Origin of the sequence: Rhizobium sp. Root1203, assembly GCF_001424945.1 — a bacterium.
In the GTDB taxonomy this organism is placed as follows: domain Bacteria; phylum Pseudomonadota; class Alphaproteobacteria; order Rhizobiales; family Rhizobiaceae; genus Rhizobium.
On sequence record NZ_LMCW01000056.1, the window covers coordinates 91,225 to 115,818 of the forward strand.

At 60.2% G+C, this 24,594-nt stretch carries 20 protein-coding genes; 12 read left to right on the forward strand and 8 right to left on the reverse strand.

What is annotated here, in order from left to right:
* The first annotated feature begins 47 nt into the window (after positions 1 to 47).
* From ASC97_RS28630 to ASC97_RS28640, 3 genes are read left to right on the forward strand one after another with little or no spacing between them, the layout of a single operon-like run.
* Positions 48 to 2,081, forward strand: a complete 2,034-nt coding sequence (locus ASC97_RS28630) for a glycosyltransferase (protein ID WP_057471717.1) — start codon at positions 48 to 50, stop codon at positions 2,079 to 2,081.
* Positions 2,071 to 3,732 (forward strand): Wzz/FepE/Etk N-terminal domain-containing protein, encoded by a 1,662-nt coding sequence (locus tag ASC97_RS28635; RefSeq protein WP_057471718.1) that lies wholly within the window; start codon positions 2,071 to 2,073, stop codon positions 3,730 to 3,732. The genes ASC97_RS28630 and ASC97_RS28635 overlap by 11 nt, the downstream gene beginning before the upstream one ends.
* Positions 3,733 to 3,785: 53 nt before the next feature.
* Positions 3,786 to 4,775 (forward strand): glycosyltransferase family 2 protein, encoded by a 990-nt coding sequence (locus ASC97_RS28640; RefSeq protein ID WP_338012549.1) that lies wholly within the window; start codon positions 3,786 to 3,788, stop codon positions 4,773 to 4,775.
* Positions 4,776 to 4,786: 11 nt separating this feature from the next.
* On the opposite strand, the gene ASC97_RS28645 is transcribed toward ASC97_RS28640, so the two are convergent.
* Positions 4,787 to 6,226, reverse strand: a complete 1,440-nt coding sequence (locus ASC97_RS28645; protein WP_057471720.1) for a lipopolysaccharide biosynthesis protein — start codon at positions 6,224 to 6,226, stop codon at positions 4,787 to 4,789.
* Positions 6,227 to 6,573: 347 nt separating this feature from the next.
* Between ASC97_RS28645 and ASC97_RS28650 the strand changes: the two genes are divergently transcribed.
* Together ASC97_RS28650 and ASC97_RS28655 are read left to right on the forward strand one after the other, a co-directional pair.
* Positions 6,574 to 7,899, forward strand: coding sequence for an NAD(P)-binding protein (locus ASC97_RS28650; RefSeq protein ID WP_057471721.1), 1,326 nt, complete (start codon positions 6,574 to 6,576; stop codon positions 7,897 to 7,899).
* A gap of 51 nt (positions 7,900 to 7,950) precedes the next feature.
* The gene (locus ASC97_RS28655) at positions 7,951 to 9,030 is read left to right on the forward strand and encodes a glycosyltransferase family 4 protein (protein WP_057471722.1); all 1,080 of its coding nucleotides are present in this window, start codon (positions 7,951 to 7,953) and stop codon (positions 9,028 to 9,030) included.
* Between the two features lie 61 nt (positions 9,031 to 9,091).
* On the opposite strand, the gene ASC97_RS28660 is transcribed toward ASC97_RS28655, so the two are convergent.
* Positions 9,092 to 10,108, reverse strand: coding sequence for an AraC family transcriptional regulator (locus ASC97_RS28660; RefSeq protein ID WP_057471723.1), 1,017 nt, complete (start codon positions 10,106 to 10,108; stop codon positions 9,092 to 9,094).
* 179 nt (positions 10,109 to 10,287) lie between these two features.
* Between ASC97_RS28660 and ASC97_RS28665 the strand changes: the two genes are divergently transcribed.
* From ASC97_RS28665 to msrA (ASC97_RS28685), 5 genes are all read left to right on the forward strand, one after another.
* Positions 10,288 to 12,492, forward strand: coding sequence for a TonB-dependent receptor (locus tag ASC97_RS28665; RefSeq protein ID WP_082530213.1), 2,205 nt, complete (start codon positions 10,288 to 10,290; stop codon positions 12,490 to 12,492).
* A gap of 1 nt (position 12,493) precedes the next feature.
* Positions 12,494 to 12,877 (forward strand): hypothetical protein, encoded by a 384-nt coding sequence (locus ASC97_RS28670; RefSeq protein ID WP_057471724.1) that lies wholly within the window; start codon positions 12,494 to 12,496, stop codon positions 12,875 to 12,877.
* A complete protein-coding gene (locus ASC97_RS28675; RefSeq protein ID WP_082530214.1) occupies positions 12,874 to 14,118 on the forward strand; it encodes an MFS transporter in 1,245 nt (414 codons plus the stop codon). The genes ASC97_RS28670 and ASC97_RS28675 overlap by 4 nt, the downstream gene beginning before the upstream one ends.
* 171 nt (positions 14,119 to 14,289) lie before the next feature.
* Positions 14,290 to 15,012 carry a peptide-methionine (S)-S-oxide reductase MsrA gene (gene msrA, locus ASC97_RS28680; protein ID WP_057471725.1) on the forward strand — a complete coding sequence of 241 codons (723 nt, stop codon included), beginning with the start codon at positions 14,290 to 14,292 and terminating at the stop codon, positions 15,010 to 15,012.
* Positions 15,013 to 15,083: 71 nt separating this feature from the next.
* Positions 15,084 to 15,611: a peptide-methionine (S)-S-oxide reductase MsrA gene (gene msrA, locus ASC97_RS28685; protein WP_057471726.1), complete on the forward strand. Its 528-nt coding sequence runs from the start codon at positions 15,084 to 15,086 to the stop codon at positions 15,609 to 15,611.
* Between the two features lie 58 nt (positions 15,612 to 15,669).
* Here the strand turns inward: msrA (ASC97_RS28685) and ASC97_RS28690 are convergent, their stop codons facing one another.
* Genes ASC97_RS28690 through ASC97_RS28715 form a run of 6 tightly spaced genes read right to left on the reverse strand, consistent with a single transcriptional unit; the run spans position 15,670 to position 21,295 of the window.
* A complete protein-coding gene (locus tag ASC97_RS28690; protein ID WP_057471727.1) occupies positions 15,670 to 16,710 on the reverse strand; it encodes a Gfo/Idh/MocA family protein in 1,041 nt (346 codons plus the stop codon).
* On the reverse strand, positions 16,707 to 17,768 hold the full coding sequence (locus ASC97_RS28695; RefSeq protein ID WP_057471728.1) for a Gfo/Idh/MocA family protein: 1,062 nt from the start codon (positions 17,766 to 17,768) through the stop codon (positions 16,707 to 16,709). Before ASC97_RS28695 ends, ASC97_RS28690 begins: the two co-directional genes overlap by 4 nt.
* Positions 17,769 to 17,822: 54 nt before the next feature.
* Complete coding sequence (locus tag ASC97_RS28700; protein ID WP_057471729.1) at positions 17,823 to 18,872, reverse strand: ABC transporter substrate-binding protein; 1,050 nt, start codon at positions 18,870 to 18,872, stop codon at positions 17,823 to 17,825.
* A 46-nt stretch (positions 18,873 to 18,918) separates the two neighbouring features.
* Positions 18,919 to 19,686, reverse strand: coding sequence for an ABC transporter permease (locus tag ASC97_RS28705; protein WP_057471730.1), 768 nt, complete (start codon positions 19,684 to 19,686; stop codon positions 18,919 to 18,921).
* Positions 19,683 to 20,474 (reverse strand): ABC transporter permease, encoded by a 792-nt coding sequence (locus ASC97_RS28710; RefSeq protein ID WP_057471731.1) that lies wholly within the window; start codon positions 20,472 to 20,474, stop codon positions 19,683 to 19,685. The genes ASC97_RS28705 and ASC97_RS28710 overlap by 4 nt, the downstream gene beginning before the upstream one ends.
* A complete protein-coding gene (locus tag ASC97_RS28715) occupies positions 20,471 to 21,295 on the reverse strand; it encodes an ABC transporter ATP-binding protein (RefSeq protein WP_200959559.1) in 825 nt (274 codons plus the stop codon). The genes ASC97_RS28710 and ASC97_RS28715 overlap by 4 nt, the downstream gene beginning before the upstream one ends.
* A 266-nt stretch (positions 21,296 to 21,561) precedes the next feature.
* Between ASC97_RS28715 and ASC97_RS28720 the strand changes: the two genes are divergently transcribed.
* The gene (locus ASC97_RS28720; RefSeq protein WP_162246729.1) at positions 21,562 to 22,686 is read left to right on the forward strand and encodes a GntR family transcriptional regulator; all 1,125 of its coding nucleotides are present in this window, start codon (positions 21,562 to 21,564) and stop codon (positions 22,684 to 22,686) included.
* A 318-nt stretch (positions 22,687 to 23,004) separates the two neighbouring features.
* Positions 23,005 to 24,558, forward strand: coding sequence for a hypothetical protein (locus ASC97_RS28725; RefSeq protein ID WP_057471733.1), 1,554 nt, complete (start codon positions 23,005 to 23,007; stop codon positions 24,556 to 24,558).
* Positions 24,559 to 24,594 lie beyond the last annotated feature (36 nt).

Here is a 24,594-nt window from a genome sequence, read left to right on the forward strand (position 1 = left end):
GTGGACTTGCGTTTGGCAGGCAAACGCTGCTCCATCGGAGACATGCCATGAGCGCTCTGTTGGCGATCAACGGTCGTTTCCTGACGCAGCCTGTCACCGGCGTGCAGCGCTACGCTCACAAAGTGGTCTCCGCGCTCGATGGACTTGCATCAGCCGAGGGGACGACCGTGTTCTCGCCGAAGACCGCGGAAGATGTCGAATTCGCGCGGCTGCACTTCGCCAAGGGCGGATATGCGACGGGTCATGCCTGGGAGCAATTCGAGCTTCCCCGCCTGAGCCGGGGTCGCCGGCTGCTCAACTTGTGCAACACGGCTCCCGCTTTGGTGCAGGACCAGATCGTGTGCATTCACGATGCCAACATTTTTGCCGCGCCCGGCAGCTACAGCTACGCTTTCCGGTTCCTTTATCACAGCCTGCAGCCGGTCCTTGCTCGGCGCTCGGCGCGCATAGCGACGGTCTCTCACGCCGCTGCGCGCCAGATCGCCCGTCATTTGCCGGTGTCGCTAAAAGATATCACCGTCTTGCCGAACGGGCATGAGCATGCCCTCGGTTGGAACCCTTGCCTGGCGAAGGCGGCGCCGGATCTGCTGGCGTCACGCAACGCGCAACGCCCCTTCGTGCTGGCTCTCGGCTCGCGCGCCCGCCACAAGAATATCTCCCTGGTGATCGATATCGCCCCCACTCTTCACGAACAGGGCATTGACGTCATCGTCGCCGGCGGCGGCGACGGGATCTTCACCGCGGAAGCGTTGAATGGCCAGCCCAATGTGCACTTCTGCGGCCGCGTGTCCGACGATGATCTCGCCTATTTGCTGGACCGTGCCCTCTGCCTGGTGTTTCCCTCGCTAACGGAGGGATTTGGACTTCCGATCGTCGAGGCGATGGCGCGAGGCTGCCCAGTCATTGCGTCAAATTGCGCCAGCATGCCGGAGGTCTGTGGCGACGCGGCTCTGCTGGCGTCGCCATTTGACCGGGCAGAATGGCTGCGTCACATCGACGCTCTTCGTCGCTCGGCGTCGTTACGCAATGATTTGATCGGCCGGGGACGGGAGCAGGTCCGTCAATTTTCCTGGCACAGCACGGCGGCAGGGTATCTCGATCTGCTCGGGCGACCTGGCGCAGATGTCGCGACCTATAGGCCGCCGGCGCCGGCGACGACGCGCATTGCGGTCATATTTGCCACCCGCGGAAGGCCGCCTGTGGTTGCGACCACAGTCAGGCACTTTCTTGCGACCCAGACCCTGAAGCCCTCCGCCGTCATCGTATCCTGCGTCGATGAAGCCGATGCCGGCGACCTCGTTTCGCATCCCGACGTGACGGTGGTAACCGGTCCTGCCGGGCTTGCAGCGCAGCGAAATACAGGTTTGGACCAACTTGATCGCGGAACGGAGATCGTGGTTTTCTTCGACGACGATTTTGTGGCCGACAGGAACTGGCTGGCTTCGGCTCAGCGGGTTTTCCGCGACGAGAGCCAGGTTGTCGGGTTTACGGGTCGCGTTGTTGCCGACGGGATCAAAGGACCGGGGATCGCTTTTGATGAGGCCGTGCGTCTCGTCCAGACGGCCGAGATCCCGCAACGGCCCGAATGGACCGAGCCCTACAGTCCGTATGGCTGCAACATGGCCTTCCGCCTGTCAGCCATCGGCGGCGCGAGATTTGACGAACGGCTCGTTCTCTATGGCTGGCTGGAGGATCGGGACTTCGCGTCTGGGCTTTCAAAGCGTGGTGGCCGGCTGGTGAAGTGGTCGTCCGCCTATGGCGTCCACATGGGCGTGAAAAGTGGCCGGGTGAGTGGTGAGCGCCTCGGATATTCGCAGATCGTCAATCCGCTCTACATGATGGGTAAAGGGACAATGCCGTTGGCGAAGGTTGTCGATCATATCTTCGGCAACGCGGCGAGCAATTTTGGCAGGGCCGTCTGGCCCGAACCCTTCATCGACAGGAAGGGGCGCGCAAAGGGAAATCTGATTGCAATTGCAGATGTCTTGCGGGGGCGCCTTGAGCCGGAGCGGGCAGCCGGGATTGCGATACGAAACACAGCGAAGAAAGCGGACGGCGGCAGGAGCCACAATGATGTTTAACAGACCACGTCCCCTCGATGTCACATCACGCCTCTGGCGACTGGACGAGGTGCAGACCGAGGGTGACGGACCGCTGGCGCTGCTTCGTTCCCTGATAGCACTTGGTTTTCGACACAAGAACAGCCTCGTCGCCTGCACGCTTGCAGGCCTGGTGATTGCCGGCCTTTACGCGCATTCATTGCCACCGATCTACGGTTCGACCGCAACGCTTTTGCTGGAGCCGCGCCAGTCCGCTGCCTCCGGCCAGGAATTTGGCTTCCAACAGAGCCTTGACCTCTATCGCGCTGACAGCGAGTTGCAGACCATCAAGTCGGAGCAGCTGCTCTCGGCGGTCTTCGAAAGTCTGAACCTCAAGGACAACCCGGAACTCGCTCCGCAACGGCCGGGTTGGGTTGCCAGGATGAAGACGGGCATTCGTTCATTCTTCTCGCTATTTGTCGGATCGGCGGAATCCAACACGGTCGCCCGCCTGCCTGACAATGCGCCGGGCAACCTTGCCAACGACACGACACGCGCCGCGTTCCTCAATTTTGCCAGGCGCCTCAATGCACGCCGCGTGGGCCAGTCATTTGTCATCGAAGTCGAGTATTCATCCTCGGACCCTTCGCTGCCTGCCCGCGTCGCCAATGCCGCTGTATCCGGCTACATTTTCCAGGCGGTGGCCTTCAAGGAGCAGACTGCCAGGGCAGGGACCGAGGCGTTGCAGGGACGCCTGGATTCGCTGGCCACGCAAGTGGAAGCCGCTCGTGCTGCCATGCACAATGGAACGCTGCCGGCTATTCCGACGCCGGACGCAGATGCTCGTGTCATCGGCGCCGCACTACCCCCTCTTGGCCCGTCGGCGCCGCGCACATCCCTGATAACTGCGCTGGGCGGCATACTGGGGCTAATCGGCGGCTTTGGACTTATCGTGTTCAATCTCGCGCTCGACCGAAGAATTCGCAATGCCAGGGAACTTGCACGCGATACCGGCATTGTCTGCCTTGGCTCCATTCCTGACTCGCCGGGTGTCGACGCGGTGCCGCTGCACGTCAACAGCATGCAGGAAAAGAGGTTCGTCGCTGCCATCCACGATCTTCGCACATCCGTGGAAATTGCCTGCACCGGCCTGCGCAGCGAACGAAGCATTGCCATCGCCATCGTTTCCTGGTCGCCGAACACGGGCGTTACTACACTCTGCTCGGCGCTTTCTCAGCTGATTATCAGGGGTGGCGGATATGTGACCCTGTTCCAGACATCGGAAGGGCGCAACCCGGCTGCCACGGAGAGCCGCCCGACCGCGCTGTCGCAATCACTGGCTGACGCGGCATTTACCGGCCTGCCACTCGAACAGATCTCCTTCGATCATGTGAACGGTGTCGCCGTCCTTCCCATCCACTCCCGCGACGCAAACGCAAACCTCTTTGCCGATTTCCGCAATCCGCGTGTCCGGCGAATCCTCGATGCAGCCCGCCTCAAAGGGGACGTACTCCTCGACCTCCCGCCTCTTCATGGTTCGATGGACGCCCTGGCGCTGGCGGCGTTCGCCGATGCAGTCATCATCGTGGTCCGCGCAGAGGAGACGACAATCGAGGAAGTGGTCGATTCCGCCCAGCTTCTGCGCCGAGCCGGCGCCAATGTCGTTGGCGCGGTCATCAACAGGGTTGCGTGATGACCTCACCGAAGCTCCCGCCAGGTCGAGGCGGACCTGTTACAGAACCACGTTTGACAATCATCATCCCCTGCTGGAACTACGCCGACTACGTGGCATCGGCCATACGAAGTGTGACAGCGCAGGGGCGCCGTGATTGCGAGCTTATTGTTATCGACGACGGCTCGACCGACTCATCTTGGGAGGTCATCCAGCGCGAGGGAGTGACTGCTTATCGAATAGTCAATTGCGGCCAGCGGGCGGCCTGTCTCTACGGGCTTGGCAAGGCACGGGCACCGTTTATCCTGTTCCTCGATGCAGATGACGAGCTGGAGCCGGGGTCGCTGGCGACTATCTTGAAGGAGCTCGACGACCGTGTCGCCAAGCTGCAGTTTCCACTGAGCCGCATCGATTGCAACGGAGAAGTCATCGGTGCGCCGGTTCCCCGACTGGACGCGTTTCGCGAGCACGGCACACTCGCCCGCCAAGTGCTGGAGACGGGTGTATACATGACGCCGCCTACCTCCGGTAACGTCTTCCGCCGCGATGTCTGCCAGCTCCTCGAGGAGGCCGAATACGACAAGGCGGTCGACGGCGTTATCCTTTTTGCGGCGCCTTTCTTCGGCGATGTCGTCAGCATGTCGCAAGCGCTCGGCCGTTACCGCGTCCACGATCGGAATGATTCCGGACTTGGGCGCGCGCCGGATCCCCAGTTACTGCGTCGGGAACTGAGCCGCTTCGTCGCTCGCATCGAACACTTGCGACAAGTGCTGGTCCGTTTCGGTAAATCCGAGCACCTCGTGGCAGCTGAAGAGACGTTCTACTATCTGGAGCGTTCTCTCTATCTCGCCATTGCGGAAGGCCGGCAGGTTCCCGTCGAAACGCTCCTCCGTCTCCTCAGGCGGGTGTGGGCGGGCAACACTTCGGTGGGGACGAGGAGCGCGTTGAGTGGCTTCCTGCTGTTGTCCGCCGTCCTGCCGAACCGACGCGCGCTCAGGGGGCTTGCATATCGACTGGCGCCCGGCGATCGTTCTGTTGTAGGCCTTTTCCGGGCATTGCTCTAAGTCGCAACGCGTCAACGGCGATCGACAAGTTCCAGGCGGCCGCGACCCGCGATCAGCCTGATGCCGAGAACGAGCAGCGTTCCCGTATAGGTGGCGGCGCCGGTCATCGTTACGAATACGAGTTCCAGAATATGGTTCAGATCCTTGGCGGCAAGCGCGTCGCGCAGGAACCACACCGATGTTGCCATCACGCCGCTCGCCACAGCAATTTTCCATAGGTTGCTGCACTGCTCACGAATCCCGAGATCCAGCAGTCGACGCACCTCAGCCAGATAGAATATGAACATGAGGGATGAAAGTCCGACACGGGCAAGGCTCGTGCCCATCACGGAACCCACGTAGAAGCCGATCGGAATCAGCACGACGCGAAAACACAGTTCGGTTGCATTCAGCCGGAATATGATGCTGGGCTTGTCAAGGGCGAGACTCACCGAGTAGAGGGTCTGGAAATAGGCGACGGGCGCCACGGAAAGGGCGAGAACACTCAGCAGCGGCGCGGCGCCTGCCCACTTCGGTCCGAGCAGAAAGTCGGTGACCAAGTCTGCGCTCAGCGATATCCCTATGCAGGCGGGCAGCGAGATGAGCATCGCGAACCGCGCCGCCTTGAGAAATGCAAGCTTCACGCGCTCGCGGTCCGTGTTGATCTGCGAGAAGGCCGCCATGACCGGCTGCAGAGCCGGGCCAATGATGCTCTGGGTCGGGATGACCGCGACATCGTTTGCCACCGCATAGCGACCAAGGGTCGGCCGATCGGCCAATGCGCCGACGAGGAAGCGATCGAATTGCCAGTTAAGCGCGGATACGAGCTGCGCGGAGCTGAACCAGCCTATAAAGCGTGCAAAGTCCGACATTCTCGCCAGTGAAAGCGCCGGTCGATAGGGTGCAAGCACGTAGGATACCGTGGTGGCACCGACCGAAGCGATTGCGTAGTTGACCGCGATTGCCCAGTAGGCGCCGCCGGACAGCACGACGATGGTGGCAACGATGCTGGCGCACAGTTTTCCCGAGACTTCCAGGATGAACGTCTGCTTGAAGCCAAGCTCGCGTGCGAAGTAGACCATTCCCGGGCTGGCGAAACCTCTGGCGATGGGGCCGAGCACAAGGACGGCAGTGAGGGGTACGAGCACCGGCTCACGATAGAACAGGGAATACGGCCAGGCGGCCGCCAGGACAATGATCGCCAGCAGACTGCCGCGTATGAGACCCAGCGTAAAGCCGGTGTCCAGATGACTCTTGTCAACGGAGGGAAGGCGTATAAGCGCCTGCGTCACCGGCACTTCGAGCACAGTGTCGAGGACCGCGACGAGCGAGGTGGCGAGTGCGGCAAGGCCAAAATCTGCGGGTGTCAGGATTCTGGCGAGAACCAGAAGAGTGCCGAAATCGATGAGACGCCCGACAACACGCGAGAATACGAGCCACCCGGCCCCTTGCACAGCCTTAAAAGCCAGCATTCCGTACTCCGACTCCTGCGCGCGTTGGCGGCGTGGTGGATCAGGCGCGACATGCACCAGGCTCTGCGACAACCTCCTCGTATGATTCCGGCCTTGCGACCGCATGACGCCTGGTGCTCGACGAATGCCAATGTGGCGGACTGGTGAGCAACCGAAGGCACTTTAACAGCACCAACTGACCTATATCAAGACCTAAGCGGGTACTGTTCTTCAATCAATAAGCTTAGGTCGTAAAGATAATCGTTAAATCGTTCGCAGGGCCGCCGGTTTATTTAAGATATCGACTTCTAGTGGAAGAAAATATACTATCGTCTCCTTCTGGGCGGGGAAGCTAGGGGCGTACTTCTATGGATGATGCGGGCCATCAAACCTACCAGCTGTCCACAGCCCAGACGTTTGACGTCATTATTCTCGGCGCAGGGATCTCCGGTCTGGTCGCCGCCTCAATTCTGGCGGGCCGGGGCAACAGCGTACTGATCATCGATGAATATGCTCACGTTGGCGGCAATCACATGGACTGGACGTCCAGCGAGGGGTACACCTTCGATGTCGGAAGCTTGATTTTCCAGGACGACTCCCCGCTGCTGAAACACTTTCCGGAGCTCTTGGCGCACTACGTGCCGATCGTTCCCACCTGGGGACGGCTCAATCCGCAGGGACAGATAACCGCTTATCCCATTTCAGTCCGTGACGACATTCTGGCTGCGGGTCCCATCGGGCTCTCGCGGATCTTCGCATCCGTCCTCTATGCCCGGTTCTTCCAGCGCCGAATGAGCAATGCGAAGGATTTTGCCCGCTATTGGATCGGCGCCTACCTGCTGCACCGCTCCGGTCTCGAAACCTACATGAAGCGGTTTTACGGGATCGCCGCGGAGGAAATCGACCTCGACCTGGCCAACAAACGTATGCGCTGGATCAGCGAGTACGCGTCATTGATCAGTCTGGGGCGACGTGCGCTGACACGCAAGCGAACCGCCGGACCGGTCAACCGTCAGATGGCGCGCCCGAAAGAGGGTTTTTCCGTCTTATACGGAGCGGCGGTCGACCGGCTTGTGCGAGAGGGCGTCACGTTCAAGCTCTCAGCCGGAACGCGCAGGATTGAAAAGACAGCGGACGGTTTCGAAGTGTCTTTGTCCGATGGGGTGCTATCGAGCGGGCGCGTCATTTCAACCATCCCGGTTGCAACGGCAGCGAGACTGTGCGGAACGACGCCGGTATGCGGGCTCGATACCATTACCCTCATAACGCTCTACTTCAGCTTCTCGGGAGCGCGCGGTTTCGAACAGTCGATAATTTACAACTTCTCGCACTTGGGCGCCTGGAAGCGACTGACCGTCTATTCGGATTTCTATGGACACGTAAATGCGCGGGAGTATTTTGCCGTCGAGGTCGTTGCCGGTCAGGTTCGATCGGTCGAGGAGGCCGAGGACGATTTCCGGCGGCACGCCTCTGCCAACGGCATGTTTGCAGGGGACCTGAAGTTGGAGAACAGCCAGATTCTCGAGAACGCCTATCCGATCTACAGCAAGGGAGCCGCGCAAAGTGCGGCGCAGGCAGTCTCGATGCTGAGTGCTTATGGAATTGAATCTCTTGGACGCCAGGGCGGCTTCAACTACCAACCGACAGCGAGGGTCTCGACCATCGAGATCGAGAATGCGATGCGCACAGAATAGGAGTGCCGTGGGTGCCGATGGATTGTGAAAGCGAATGACGAAAGGTCCCTGATGCGCATCCTGCATATCCTGAACCACACCCAACGCCTCAATGGCCACGTCCATGCCGCAGTTGATCTTGCCTGTGCCCAAGTCGCGCTCGGTCATCAGGTGTGCGTCGCGAGCGGAGGAGGAGATTTCGACGGCCTTCTGCGAGACAACGGCATCGAGACCGTGGTCGTCGATCATAGCCGAAAACTGCCCAGCCTGGCGAAGGCACTCATGGATCTACGACGCCATGTCCGCGAATACGAGCCAGACGTCGTCCACGCGCACATGATGACGAGTGCTGTCCTAGCCTTTCCGATCAGCAAGCTCGCGGGCATACCTTTGATTACGACTGTGCATAATGAATTTGAAAAGAGTGCGATCCTGATGGGGCTCGGCACGCGCGTGATCGCCGTCAGCGATGTTGTCGGCGCATCAATGCGCAAGCGCGGCGTGGCCGCGTCAAGGCTGAACGTCGTTCTCAATGGCACGATCGGATCCAGCAGGTCGCAAGGGCGTCTGACGGAACCGGCAGCATTGCAATCGCCCAGCATTGTGTTTGTCGGAGGGCTCCACCCCCGCAAGGGCCTGCCGGATTTGTTCCAAGCATTCGATACTGTGTACCGGAGCCTTCCCGCTGCACGTCTGTATATCGTTGGCGACGGTCCGTTTAGGCAGGCATACGACGAGATGGTTTCGTCTCTGGGGTGCGCCGATGCCGTCACCTTCGTCGGGGCGGTAAAAGATCCCTATCCATATATGCTGGCCGCAGACATCTTCGTGCTCCCATCCCACGCCGACCCGGCGCCGTTGGTCCTGTCGGAAGCGCGGGAGGCACGATGCGCCGTGATCGGTACTGCGGTGGACGGCATTCCTCAATTGCTTGAATATGGTGAAGCGGGAATTCTCGTGCCCCCGCGCGACCCGGCAGCACTTGCCGAAACGCTGTCTCACCTGTTGGAATCCCCCGAGCGGATCGCAACTTGGAAGGCAAACAGCCAGGTGCGGATCGACCATCTGACAATCGACCGTGTGGCGCGAGAGACGATGCAGGTGTACCTGGCAGCCACACCGAAAAGCAAAAAGCTGGTCGCGATCGCATAGCCGTGAGAAGGTTACGCTATCTCGGAGATCGCAAGGCCGGATTGCCTCGGCAGCCGACCGTTCAGCTCACGGGCCGGTCAACCGACGTCTTGTCTTCGCGGCAATTGCGGATCTGGGACGGGGGCATGCCGAAGCGCTTGCGAAACGTCCTGTTGAAATACGAAAGGTCGCCGAAGCCGACCTCGTAGGCGATTGTGCTGATCGCGCGACTATCATGGCGGTCCGTCAGCCGCTTCTTTGCCGTGAGGAGCCGTCGCTCCAGCAGATAGCGGGAAAAAGTCGTACCCTCCTGTTGAAACAGCTTCTGAACGTACCGCGGCGTCACCTCGATGACGCCGGCAACGGCACCGACGTCGAGTTCGCTGTTGCCAAGATTGTCTTCAATATAGGTCTTGACCGGCGAGAGGCGGCGTTGCGCCTCGCCTGCGGCCTTCGGCTCCTCCAGATAGGCGACGACGAGCGGCAGTATTGCGTTGAAATGCACGTTGGCCATTTCGGCCTCTTTCGACGAATGAGGTCCGCGCATCAGGAGATATGCGCCGTAGGTAACAAGCAGCTGTAGCGGCGGAAACGTTTTTGGAATTGGCCGCAGCATCAGGCCCGCAAGCCGTGTCATCGGCAGGCCGAAGGAATCGGCCTGCAGGCTGCCACAATCAAGTCTGCCGCCCTCGGGAAGCGCCCATTGGAACGGCCGCTCACCGGAAACGAACAGGAAATCGCCGGATGTCGCCTCCACACGCTGGCCATCCTGAACAACCACCAGGGGACCTTCCATGCTGCGCAGCATCAGGATGCGCGACGACGAAGGTTCGCCACAGCCCGCGATGCCAAGTGGCACGGCGGGAAAGAAGCAGGTCATGACTTTGAGACCGGGAAGCCGGCACAGGACGCCGCGCAGGCCGCGTAGCGTGTGTGCTACGTCGCCAATTCGGACGTCTCCGACAATGCTGGACAAAAGCTCGGCGCACAAACCGCTCCTGTCGGTGTCGTCGTCGAAGCCCTCGGTATCGAAGTGAAGCGGTTCTACCGCGCCAGGGACCGTGGCTTCGTTCCTGTGATATAATTGCAACTTTTCCAACTGTCCCTGCAGAAGTTCGTTTTCAGCAGTGCCGGCTTCGCTTCAATCCAAGCCCGCATCAGCTGCCAAACAGTAAACATGACTAAGAAAGACATGTTTAGACTTTTTGGGCGTCGGGAACCAGAGCTTTCGTAAATCAGCGAAGGCCTTGTTGGCGTCTGGGGGTATCAGGAGAATCCATGCGTCACGTTCTGCGTGCAGGCACCAGCCTTGCTTTGCTTCCACTGCTTTCATTCCCGCTCGCGGCATTCGCACAGGACGCGCAGACTGAGGATGAGCCAACCGCGCTCAAAACGCTGGTCATTACGGCGACACGAACCGATCGGCCGGTGTCAAGCATTCCGGGTTCGGTGATCGTCATCGATCAGACCGAAATTTCAGAGCAGCTGAAGATCACAAGCGACGCGGCAACCGTGGTGTCGAAGTTTGTGCCCGGATTCTCGATCTCCAACCAGACACTGTCCGGCGCATCGGAAACGTTCCGAGGGCGAAGCGTTCTCGTTCTCGTCGACGGAGTTCCGCGCAACACACCCCTTCGCGACGTCTCCAGAACCATGTCGTTGATCGATCTTTCCAGAGTGGAGCGGATCGAGGTCGTCAACGGCGCGAGCAGCCTCTACGGTTCAGGTGCCACGGGTGGCACGATCAATTTCATTACGAAGAAAGATGCCACGGAAAAGCCGGCGATCACGGTCGAAACCAGAGCCAAAGCCTTCACCCACGACATCGGAAAGTCTGCGGCGCCTGATGTCTCCGTGTCCGCAACCCAGAAGGTCGGCAATTTCGACTACCTGTTTTCTGCCACCGGCCGAAAGACCCGGCTGACTTATGACGGCTCGGGTCGCGAATTGCCGTCGGATGCTATGCTGGGGCAGGGCGGCGGCGATCGCACCGACTACGGAGACCTCTACGCACGCCTTGGATACGAGGTCGATTCGCGCCGCTTCGAGATATCAGGTGAGATCGTTCGTCTGTCTCAGGACCCCGATTGGTACACTGACCTCGCCTCCAATCCGGCATCGCCGAATTACGCTGCGCCCTACATCGGCCAGTCCGTCGAGGAAGACTCCAAGTACTTCAACGCTCGCTATGCGGACGGCGATTTTGCGCTCGGCTCCCTGGAAATCAAATCCTTCTACAATGATATGGCGAAGCGTTTCCCCTTCACGCCCTATCATGCTCTCTACAACAATCAGGTCTACTATTCCGGCAATCCGGCAAGCCCTCAGGCCGACTATTCGCAGACAACGCTCTTCAGCAAGCGAGCGGGCATCAATGCCACCGTCGAGACACCCCTCGATGAGTTTCGAGAGGGGTCGACCCTGACCTGGGGTGTGGATTTCGTTCACGACGATACGAGCCAGACCCTCCGCAACGGCTGGGACGTCATCAGCCCGATGGTTCAGAATTCGATCGCGGGCTTCGCCCAGCTGCAGGTTCCGGTGACCGAGCGATTCCAGCTGCAAGGCGGGCTGCGCTACGAGCGCTATCATCTCGATGTCGCCAATTTCAGGCGTCCATCCATCTTCTACATCAACCGTGTCTACCCGGCGATCAGCGTTCTCGGCGGGTCCTATGACTACGACAACTGGACGTTCAACCTTGGGGGCACGTTCGATCTGACGCCGGATCTGCAGGTTTTCGGCGGCTTCTCGCAAGGGTTTTCCTTGACGGATATCGGCGGCTTCACCCGGCGTGCCGGCGCCAACAGCACGGCCGAGCTTTGCGATGCCTACGGAAGCCTCGCATGCCCCGGTGCCGGGGCTCCCGACTTCACCGTCAGCTATGCCGACATCTCGCCCAATCCACAGATCGTCAACAACTACGAGGTCGGTTTGCGTGGCAATACGGCCGACTACGGCGGCTCCCTTTCTGCCTACGTTTCGACGTCGGATGACGGGGTAAACTACGACGTCGCGTCAAACCGCGTGTCGCAGCAGAAGGAGAAGATCTGGGGCGTCGAGGCGACCGGCTGGTGGCACGCGACCGACAATTTTACGCTCGGCGGCATCCTCGGTTATCGCGAGGGACGCTACGACACCGATCGCGATGGCAAGTTCGACGCCTGGTTGCCCAGCAATCGCATCGCCACTCCGGTTCACGGTACGGTATACGGAACCTACGCCTTCGAGAACGGGCTCAATCTGCGCGGCGAGGTGCAGTTCTTCAACGGCCGCAACAAGATCGTCACCGCGCCCGAAATCAAGGGCACGGCTCTGGTCAACGTCATTGCCAGCCGAAAGGTCGGAGCCGGTGAACTCAGTTTCGGCGTAGAGAACCTCTTCGACACCGACTACATGAACCCGACGGCCAGCGCGACGCGCAACAATGTGGTCAACGGCTTCGGCAGAACGGTCTCGATCGGCTACAAGGTCACGTTCTAGAATGGTCCGTTTCGAAGAAACAGGAGATGGCCTCGTCCATCTCCTCCTCTGTCCCCCGCATGCCGATACGGACGAGGCGGACTATTTCCGTGCACTCGGACTGATTGGCATGCTCGATAAACCCTATGCAATGGTGGTCGATATTGCAGGTCATTCACACCTCTCGCGCGAAGGCGAGATACGTCAGGCTGCATGGGCGAAGGAAACGCGTGCCCAGGTATCGCGTTTCTGCCAGGCGCTGGCCCTTGTTCGGGAGCATCCCAACCCGCGCTCTCAACAATCGTTTGCCCGGCTTTGGTCTATCCCCGTGCATGTGACCTCTGACCGCGATGACGCGATTGCTTTTGCCCTATCCCATCTCCTGAAGGAAAATGCTCGCCCATGAGTGCCACAATGGATACGCCGACGAGACCCAAGCGCTTTGTCGGTGCGCGCCGTTTCCGCCTGTTCGCGGTGCTGGCGGGGCTTTACCTTGCACAGGGGATACCCGGTTATCTCATCGTCGCGGCCATCCCGCCCATCATGCGCGAACTCGGCGTGTCCCGAACCGCGATCGGCATGCTGGCGTTGCTGATGATCCCGCTGACGATAAAGTTCCTTTGGGCTCCGCTCGTCGACCGTATCAAGCTTATGGCAATCGGCCATCGCCGCGGCTGGATCCTGCCGACGCAGATCGGGACGGCCGTCGCCATTGCGGCCCTGGCTCTGGTCGATCCGACAAACGTGCACGCCATTCTCGCGATCGGTTTTGTGGTCGCCATTCTGACCTCGACACAGGATATTGCCACGGACGGATACGCGACACTCGCACTTCGTGAGGGGGACAGGCCGGTTGGAAACGCTATCCAGGGCGCTGCGGTCGCCTTCAGCGTCATCATCGGCGGCACTCTTTCGTTGCTGCTCTACGGCTGGGTCGGCTGGAAACCGATGGTGTTGATCATCGCTGCCGTGTCGGCACTTCCGCTTGTCGCCATCGCCTTCATGCCAGAGGATGCCGACACGGCGAGCTTCATACCGACGCCAAAGCCCTCGTTGAAATCATTCCTGAGGAGACCCGAGGCGGTCACCGTTCTCGCGGTAGCGCTGACGTATCGCGCAAGCGAGGGCCTGGTCAAATCGATGGAGGGTTCATATCTCGTCGATGCGGGTTTGCCGTTGTCATCGATCGGCTACCTCAGCGGGATATCGGCGGCGACGGCCGGCATTGCCGGCTCCTTCATTGCCGCCCTTCTGGTGCGACGTTCGGGGGCGAGCGGCACCCTTTTGCTGCTCGGCATCCTGCGAACGGTATGCTTCTCGCTCTTCAGCCTGCATGCCATCGGGCACCTGACCGGGATATGGGTGCTACTCGGGGCGGCGGGCTTCCAGACCTTGATCCGCTACATGGAAATCGTTGCCCTTTACAGCCTTTTCATGTCCGTCTCATCAAAGGCGCAGCCGGGGACGGACTTTACCATTCTCTCCTGCGCCCAGATCATCGTCTATCTCATCGGTTCAATGGTCGCCGGAGCGATCGCCGACAGTTTGGGCTATCCGTTCCTCTTTGTCGTCGCGACCTCGATCTCGGGCCTGGCTGTCATCCTGACAGGAAAGTTGCTCTCGCGCCTGAAGAAGCAAGCCGCTTGACGCGTTCCCGGCAGACGCGGGAATGCACGGATGTGTGGCGGCCAATGTAACAAAATGCTGACTGGATTCGTAGCAGTTATGGAGACATGCTGATTTCGACTACGGAAGCGGGTGGGTATTGGACCGAGAGCCTGTCGTAGCCGCGCACTTTTGGCTGAGAGGAGATCTCATATGAGCGATCTGAACAAATCACGTCCGGTACACTCTCTTGCGTTGGGCGCGGCCATCATGCTGGCAGCCGTAGCCGCGTTTTCCTTCACCCCGTCCGCGGCAGAGGAGGCCCGCAACATCCCGGCTCCTGCAGCGGATGAGCAACCGGTGTTGGACAAGGAGACCGCCACCTTCGCGGGCGGTTGCTTCTGGGGTGTCCAGGGCGTGTTCCAGCATGTGAACGGCGTCCTCAGTGCAAAGTCAGGCTATTCCGGGGGGCGTGCAAATACGGCGCAGTACGAGATGGTCAGCAACGGCGATACCGGCCACGCGGAAGCGGTACAGGTCATCTTCGACCCGAAGCAAGTGAGCTACGGCCGGCTCCTGCAGATCTATTTCTCGGTCGCACACGATCCGACCGAGCTTGACCGGCAAGGGCCCGACACCGGCAGCCAGTACCGGTCTGCAATCTTTCCGACCAGTGACGAGCAAGCCAAGGTCGCCAAGGCATATATCGGCCAGCTCAATCAGGCTCACGTCTTCGATGCTGCGATCGTCACCAGGATCGAGCCGGGCAAGCCATTCTACGCAGCCGAGAATTATCATCAGGACTTCCTGACAAACAACCCGACCTATCCCTATATAGTGTTCAACGATCTGCCTAAGATCGAAAACCTCAAAAAGATGTTCCCCAGGGATTATCGCGCCAAGCCAGTTCTCGTTGCAAACGCCGGATCGAATTGACCGGAGGCAGAAACGGTTTGGCAAAGGTAGGACACCCGGGGCTTATCCTGGGCTAAATGGAAGGAAGTTCGATGACAAGTGAACGCGCAGTGCTCGCCGGTGGTTGCTTCTGGGGCATGCAGGACCTCATTCGTCGCTACGATGGCGTTATTTCCACTCGCGTCGGCTACACCGGCGGCGAGGTGGCCAACGCTACCTATCGCAACCACGGCAATCATGCCGAGGCCATCGAGATCGTCTTCGATCCCTCGAAAATCAGCTATCGCGATCTACTGGAGTTTTTCTTTCAGATCCACGATCCGACGACCATAGATCGGCAGGGCAACGATCGCGGCGCCAGCTATCGGTCGGCGATCTTCTATACCAGCGGCGAGCAAAAACGGGTGGCCGAAGAAACGATTGCGGACGTCGAAGCTTCAAATCTCTGGCCGGGCAAGGTCGTAACCGAAGTGACACCGGCAAGCGATTTCTGGGAAGCGGAACCAGAGCACCAGGACTATCTCGAGCGTATTCCCAACGGTTACACCTGCCATTTCGTTCGACCCGGCTGGAAACTGCCGAAGCGCACGGAATCGGGAACGGTACGTCAGGCATCGTAAGCTGCTGCAACGGGGAGGACGAGCCTATCGCCCTCCCTTTACTGGTGCTCAAGCAAGCTCAGTTTTCCCGGAAATCGATATCCTCGGCCCGACCTGACGTCGCTGAGCGGTAGGCAGCCTCGATCATCGCGAATGCTCTCAACCCGTCGGCAAGCGTGACGGGCATGTCCCGGCCGTTCTTCAGGGCGTCCACGAATGCCCAGGCGACATGCTCGTGGAACACACCTGTCTTGAAATGCGGGACCGTGGGGGAAGACGACCATCGGCCTTCATTCTCGCCTCTCATAAATATGCGCAGGAAATTCTGTTCAAGCGTCGGGCGGGAAGCGATATCGACCCCGCTCAGCAGGATTGTCCCTTCGGTTCCGTAGATTTCGATCGACGTATCGGCGGCGGCGAAACACCAGCTGGTCGCAACTTCGGCAATCATGCCGCTGTCGTAGCAGAACGTTGCCACGGCCGTATCGTCCACGGGAAGTCCGAGCATCGCGGTGGAAACGGTGGCGCTGACCGAGGCTGGCTCGCCAAACATCCATAGCAGAAAATCTGCCGCGTGGACGCCTTCGTCGAGCAGCGCGCCGCCGCCTGAGCGCGCAGGATCGACGAACCAGGCGGAGCGAAAGGCTTCATTCAGGCCGTGGCTATGACCGTGCCGGACCCGGCAAAGTACGACCCTGCCGATGGCGCTCTCTCGCAGCAGCGCTGCGATCTCGTGGTTTATCGGATCGAACCGTTTGGGAAAGCTCTGCATGAAGGCAACGCCTGACTTGGCGACGATGTCCCTGATGCGCAGGCAGTCCTGACGATTGGCGCCGAGCGGCTTCTCGCACAGTATCGGACGGTTGCGGGCGGCGGCCATTTCCACCAGCCGCGGATGTTCACTGGTTGCCGAGCAGATTGCCACGGCGTCGCTTTGATCGATCAGGGCATCGGGATTATCTGCAACCGCCAAGCCGTACTGGTCAGCGAAGCTTTTCGCGAGATTTCTGTCCGTATCCCAGACGCCCGAGACGGCGGCGTCCGGGCTTTGAACGAAGGCGCGCGCCCAGAAATTCGCGTGGTAGTGCTCGGCACCCAGCATGGCGATCTTCAGCGTCATTGGACCTGCTCCTGCGCGGTTTCCACCACGCTTCTCTTGCCTGAGCGGGCGGCGCGATAAATGGTTTCGGCCACGTCGATCGAGGCGAGCCCGGCATAGGCCGTGTCATCGGCCGGGGAAACGCCACGGACGATCGAAAGCCAATGCCGATGATGTGCCTGCCCGAGCGGCTGTTCGGAAAGAGCGGGCGCGACCCATTGTTGTTGTCTGGTCAGGGACGGCGCGTAAATCGCCGCCGTGCCACGCTCGGTCCGGAGCCATGCGGTCCCCAGTTCACCGTAGACCTCAAGCCGAAACCGATCACAGCCCTGAACCTCGGTATAGCTCATCTCATGGCTGCCCTGGATGCCATTCCGGAACCGATAGGTCGCCAACACATTGTCTTCGAGTTCGGATCGCACCACGCGTCCATCCGCCAGCTCGCGCTGTGGCCGGGCGGTCATCATCTGAGCAGATACCTCGGTGATCGGACCGAAGAGATGCTGGCAAAGATCGATGCCGTGGACGCCCAGTTGCATCACGACCCCCCCGGAAACATTGCCTGGCGTGTAGAACCATTCATTCCAGTTCGCGCCTGCGGTGGCGTTGCGGATCCGGATAGAATGTATGCTGCCGAGCGTGTTCGCCGCGAGCTGGGCGCGGAGCCATTCGACTTCCGCAAAATAGCGATGCATGAAGCTCACCGTGAGGCGGGAGGGGGCATTTTCTGCCGCATCGATAAGGTTTCGGCACTGCATGACATCGAGCGCCATCGGCTTTTGCAGAAGAACGGCCTTTCCGGCATCAAGCGCATCGATGGCGATACGCTCATGTGTGTCGTCGGGTGTGGCGATCACCACGGCGTCGATAGAGCGATCGTCGAGCACCTTGCGGTAGTCCGTCTCGCTGCGCGGTATCGCGAGCTCGCCTGCTCTTTCTGCCGTCGGCCCGGAGCGCCGGCCGACGAGCGCCGCGATATGCGCTCCGCCGGCAGAGCGTAGGCCGTTGACGTGGTATTCTGCGATAAAGCCCGCGCCGATGACGGCGACGGACACCTCGCTCAAAGCTGGAAGGTGCATGATCCAGTTCCCATCGGAAGGTCCCCGCCGGAGCGGGGCGTGGTTGGTGTGTGCTCAGGGTTTCCATTGCCCCTCGACCTCGACCAGCGCCGGGTCGACCGTCTTCAGCGGTTCAGTGTAGGTGTAGCTCAGGACGTCCTTGCGGTCCTGAATGCGATTGGTTTCCGTCAAGAAGTCCGCGATGGCATCCATGTCGTTGACATAGGTAGCGTCGACTGTCGGATCGAAGGTGTAGTTGTCGAGGAGCACTTCGTTCATCGCGATAGGCTGCTTCTGTGCGTCGGAATAGATCTTCAACACTTCGGCCCTGTTGGCGGGATCACGCACGTAAGCCTGTGCCTTGACCAGCACGCCGACGAGAGCCCGCGTCGCGATGGGGTTGCGCCTTACCCAGTCCTGTGATGCGACCCAGACGGTCCGGTTGTTGGAAACCTGGGCATCCGTGTTCTCGGTCCCGGAAAAGAAGCTCTTCGTGCCGGTGTGGACGACCTTGGTGTCCTGCTCGGCGAGCGCCTTGTAAGGCCAGGGTTCCCAGAAGACGATGCCCTGGATCTCGTTGTTGGCGAGAGCTGCCATGGCTTCCGGCGGCCCGAGATTGACGGTCTGGATCTTGTTCAGTTCGAGATGGTATTTCTTGGCAACGTTTCCGAGCAGGGCGCCCGACGTCGAGCTGACGAGCAGGCCCAGTTTGACCTTGTAGAGATCTTCGGGCTTCTCCACGCCTGCATCCTTGCGGACGACGATTTTCTCCAGTCCGTGGCTGACAGCGTTCGTCCCGAGGATGACGACAGGAACGCCGTTGTGAGCCATCGCCACGGGCGGAAGATTGCCAGGGGTCCAAAGCTGGATCTCATCGGCCAACAAGGCTTCGCCGGCGAGATTTCCGGAAGCGAAGCTCTTAAACTCCACGTTCTTGAAGCCAGCCTCGGCGAACCAGCCCTTTTCGCGCGCGACGATATGTACGATGAACGGCAGGTCCACGCCGGTGCTCATGGTCAGCGTGTCGGTTTCCGGCTGCTCTGCCCTGAGGGGTGTGCTCAAGAACGCGGCCGCCAGCAAACTTGCTGCGATCGTCGTCAGGGTTTTTCTGGCTCTCGTAATCATATGCGGATTCCTCCTGGTTGGCGGGGATGGATTTGGCATGAGGCGGTCAACTCCCTTGCCACCGGCCGATCCATCGTTGGATGGCGCTGCCGATCGCTGCGTCCGTGACAAGGTTCATGAAACCGATCAGCAGGATGCCGACAACGATGACGCCGACGGAGCCGCCGGTGTTTCGTTCGTTGATTATGAGGTAGCCGAGGCCGCGGTCGGCGGCGATGAGTTCCGCCGCTACAAGGACGCCGAAGCTCAGTCCCCAACCGATGCGGACACCGGTCGCAAGATCCGGCGAGGCCGCCGGCACCGCGACGCGCAACAGAAGCGGCATGCCCGTCAGTCCGAAGGTCCGGGCCGCGCGCAGAAGGATCGGATCGATATTGCTTATTCCGTGGTAGGCCGCGGTGACCACGGGAAAAAACGCCGCGAGAAAGATGATGAAGAACTTCGAAGGCTCACCCAGGCCGAACCAGATGATGGCCAGCGGGATCCATGCCAACGGCGGGATCGGGCGTAGAAGCTCGATCAGTGGCCGGGCAACGAGGCCGAAAAGCCGATACCATCCAGCAGCAATGCCGACGAACGCCCCCGCTGCAGCGCCGAGAAGAAAGCCCGATAGAACTCGGAGCAGACTCCAGCCCACGTGCTCAAGCACTGTTGCCGCGTCCAGCCGTTCTGCGGTTTCCCTGATAGCGATCGAGGGGCTTGGAAAGACCCGTGGATCGATGACGCCGCTTCGGGCGCTCAATTCCCATATCGCGAGCGCGGCGCATGTCCCCGCCAGTCCGAGCGCCGCATCCTTGGTCATCAGACGCGTCATCGAGACATCTCCTCAGATGTGGTCGCCCACGGCAGCAGGGCACGTTCGAGCCGCGCCAGACCGATGGAAATGGCGAAGCCGATGATGCCGATGATCAGCATGCCGACAATCGTGATCTCGCTGCGATAAAAGCTGCGGGCCTCCATGATCAGTGCACCCAGACCCTCGATGGTGCCGATCATTTCCGCGCCGACGATGACCATGAAGCCGACCCCGAGCGCCATGCGTGCCCCGTTGAAGATCCGGGGCAACGCGGCGGGAAGCACGATCCTCCGGTAGAGCTCCATGTTCCTCACGCCCAGGCTGCGGGCGGCGCGGATAAGCACGGGATCGATGTATTTGACGCCGGCAATGACATTCGAAAGCATGACCCAGAAGCAACCGTAGCCGATGAGGACGATCTTGGTCAGCTCGCCTGCGCCAAACCAGACGATGACGAGCGGCAGCAGGCTGAGGGTGGCGACCGATCGGCAGAAGACCACGATGGGCGCGGTCAGCTTGTCGAGAATGGGCAGGGCGCCGATGAGGAGCCCGAGCGGAATGGCCAACAGAAGTGCTGCCGCATAACCCTGCGCAACTCGGGAAATAGTCGTCAGAGTGTGGGACCAGATCGAAATTCCCGTCGGGAAACCGACTGTGGACGTCTCAACGAACCCGCGCCAGACCTTGCTTGCCGGCGGAAACTGATAGGGTTTCAGGTGTCCATATGCGACGCCAACTTCCAGTATCGCGAGAAGCGCGACGATCACAGCGCAAGCGATGACGATCTGGAGTGCTGCATTTTTCATGTCGCCAGCCCGTTCCAGATTTCCTCGTAGAGGGCGTTGAAGCCTGTCCCTGTTCTGGAGCGCGGACGCGGCAAGTCGACTGCGAACTCCTGCTTGACGCGGCCGGGATGAGGGGCGAGCAGCACGATACGGTCCGACAGGATGAGCGCCTCGTTGATGGAATGGGTGACGAAGACGACGGTCTTCTTGCGGACTTCCCAAATCCGCAGCAACTCCTGCTGAAGCTCAATGCGCGTCAGCTCGTCCAGTGCCCCGAAAGGTTCATCCATCAGCAGGATTTCGGGGTCCAACGCGAGGGCGCGGGCGATCGCCACGCGCTGTTGCATGCCCCCGGACATTTCCCTGGGATACCTGCCTGCCGCCGCTTCCAGCCCGACGAGTTGGAGAAGCTCGACGCTACGATCGCGTCGCTCCGCCTTGGAGAGCTTCTTCTTGCGCAATCCGAATGCGACGTTTTCGAGTGCCGTCAACCAGGGAAAAAGAGCATGTTGTTGAAACACCACGCCCTGACCTTGTCCCGGTCCGGTCACGGGCCTGCCGGAGATGGCGACCTCGCCGCTGCTGGCCGCCTCGAGACCGGCGATAATGTTGAGGAGCGTCGTCTTGCCGCAACCGCTTCGTCCGACCAGCGACACGAACACATTTTCAGGGATGGACAGGTTGATGTCGTTCAGGACTGAAATCGCGCCGCCTGTCCGTGTCGCGAAGGCCTTGTTGACACTACCGATCCGAATGATTGGACGGGCGGTCGCGTCCAGGGGCGACGTTCGCCCCTCGTCGGGGGTGGAAGTGCCGCTCGGCGCGGCGCCATACTTAGCCACCAAAGTCACCTCCACTCCCTCGACGAGGCGTCGTTCGCTTTCGTCCCTGGCGACTATATTGTATTTACTGGTATTGTAAAGTTCAATATAATATAATTTTGCAGATGGTTTGCCTCTGGCCTGATTGGAAATATCGAGGGGCTGCCAACAGAGAAAATGGGGTGGCCGAACGTTTGAGCCGTATTGCATCTCGCAGACCTGAATTGTATCTCGCATTGTCACGCCGCCAAGTTCCCGGCGCCGGAACAGGAAGGAAAGGGAAGTCATTGCGTACAGCATCATCAGATATCGTCTTGAGCGCTCTCTACGATCTTATCGAGCGTCTCGACGAGGGCGCGCGCTTGCCGACGATCCGCGATTTGATGAAGAGCTTTCGCGTGAGCCAGGCTTCGGTCCAGGAGGCGTTCAGCACGCTTCGTGACGAGGGGCTCGTTGCAGCGCAGGTAGGACGCGGAACCTATGTCCTGAAGGGGCGGGGCGTCTCCAGGAAGCCGGAGGTAGTGCATCCCGATCGGGAACGACTCGACAGTGTGCTGATCCTGTCCAATTCGAGCATGAACGAACGCTGCGCACTCGTGCAGAACCACATCGTGGGCGAGATGTCCGGGGCAGGCAGCAAAGTGGTGCAGATATCCTACCACCATACCGGGCACCTGCTCGACATTCTCAATTCGATTCCCAAGTTCGATGCCGCAATCCTGCAGTCCCACTATGAGAGCATCCCCATCAGTCTGCTCCATCTCCTGCAGGACAAGACGCGCGCGCTCGTGGTGGACGGACATTCACTCTCCGGCGTCGATATCGATCGCATCGGGACAGATTGGGAAGAGGCGCTGGAAATGGCGCTTCGTCACCTTTCGGACCTCGGGCACCGCGCTATCGGACTTGTCTCGCTCGATACGATGGCGCAGCCCATATTGGCGGTGCGCCGTGCCTATTCCCGGATCGGAATGCGCCGCGATCTCGATCTCGAACTGTCTTCACCCATTCTGCTTGAGGGCCTGCCGCATCCTACGCAAAGCGTCGGCAAGGCGCTTGAAGAGGCGCTGTCGGCCGTGCGGGATGGAGAGGGCAGGCTGCCTTTCTCGGCAATGATAACGGTCGGCTTCTCCGACACCACGGGGATCCGGCAGAGTCTTGAAAGGCTGGGTCTGCGCAGCCCCGACGATTTGAGTGTCTACGTGCTCGGCCACCACGATGTTCCGACGGAGCATTTCGGTTTGATGACCATGGCCGGGAGTACCTACCTCGAGGCGGCGCAGCAGTTGATTGGGTGCATCCGCCGCCGCCTTTCCTCTCCGGAGTTGCCTCCGCAAGTGGTCTATCTGGAGTGCCGGGAGGTAATACGTCATAGCACCGGCGCGGCTCCGTCTCTCAAAACGCCGTCGTGACGGCGGTAAAGCCTGGCTTTTGACCGGTCGCGTCAGACGCGCGTCATGCCGGGCCTGATTTCGATCTGCTAGCGCATTTTGTGCAAACCGCCCCAGGCTGATCGGCCGCCGGGCGGTTTTTGCATGCGCGTGCTTCACCACATATTGCAAAGCGATTTTTATCAACGAGCCGAAAAACAGCTTGCAATACGCTTGGCTTGCGCGTAGCAATACAATACATATTGTACTGGTAAATACGCAGGGGAGGCGTCATGCCGCAATTGTACTCGCTCATTGCCGCAGCATCAGCGCCATACTCGCTTGTGAGGCGGGCCTGCCATGCTCGGTGAGCGTCTTCCGCCGCGCCTGTCGCCGCTCGCCAGCGAGCTCGGCTTTCGTGCATACTACGGCGATATCCACAATCATTGTGACCTTTCGTATGGTCACGGACGGTTTGAAGATGCTTTGGTACGATCACGCCGGCAGCTTGACTTCGTATCTGTCACGCTGCACGCTTTCTGGCCGGACATGCCGGTCGACGATCCGCGTGTTGCCCATATTGTCGACTTTCACGTGAAGGGCTTTGCCAAGCTTGAGAAGACCTGGCCGGAGCATTTTCGCCAGATCGAGGCATTCGACGATCCTGGGAGCTTCACCGTTTTCCCTGGCTACGAGATCCATTCCTTCGCGCATGGCGACTACACCATTGTCTACCGGGATCTCGACCAGCGACAATTGATCGAAGCCGACACGCCGGGCTGTCTGCATGAGCGGCTCCGATCCGCCTATGGATCGCGCGCGATGGCCTTTCCCCACCACATCGGCTACCGTCTGGGTGCCCGCGGCATCAATTGGGGCAGTTTCAACGAGGACCTGTCGCCGGTTCTGGAGATCGTCTCCATGCACGGATGCTCCGAGACGTCGATGGTGGACCGGCCGTTTCTGCATTCAATGGGGCCAAGCGACGGCCATTCGACAGCGCGACACGGATTGAATCAAGGGCACATCTTCGGCTTCCTCGGCAACACCGACCATCACAGCGCGTACCCCGGTTCTTACGGTCACGGCCGCTCGGCGGTATACGCGGCGGAAAACGACCGGACAGCGCTTTGGGATGCAATCGGCAAGCGTCGGACGAATGCGCTGACCGGCGACAACACGCATCTCTTCACGGCCATCGGCGACATCGCCCAGGGCGGAACAGTATCGCCCTCGTCCAATGCGAGGCTGGATATCGAGGCCGTGGGCGGCAGCTTTATCGACTTCATAGATGTCATTAGAAGCGGCCGTATCGTCTCGCGCGTCACGCCGGATCTGCACCAGAGCCCTATCGCCACTGATACAGACGGAATGATCGAAACGATCTTCGTCATCGAGTTGGGCTGGGGCGCGCGCGGCACGGTCCATGATTGGAAGGGATCGATCAGCCTCTCGGGCGGGGAGATCCTGGCAGTCGAGCCACGTTTGCGCGGCGCGGAAATCGTCTCCCCACTCGAAGGCAGCGATCTCGCACGCGACCGGGATTCGGTGGAGCTGGACGGAAACGTCATCGATTTCGAAATCCAGTCGAGCGCCAATCCCAACAACTCGACAGTGGCGACGCAAGCGATTGCAGCGCGGGTTCGGATACGCCCGGATTCGACGTTCCACGCCGTGTTCAATGGAAAGGCAGTCGATGTGAGCGCCTCCCGATTGCTGGAGAGTGCGCTTTCAGGAAATCTCGGTCCGATCGACAGCCCAGCATACCGTTTCCATCCGCTGCCGCTGCCGCACCAATGGCAGTGGCGCGGTCACGTCGACTTGAACGATCTCAAGTCAGGCGAATGGCTCTACGTCCGCATGCGTCAGTCAAACGGTCAATGGAGCTGGGCAAGCCCGATCTTCTGCAGGTGAGCGCCACCGACGAATAACTCAACGGTTCGATCGAAT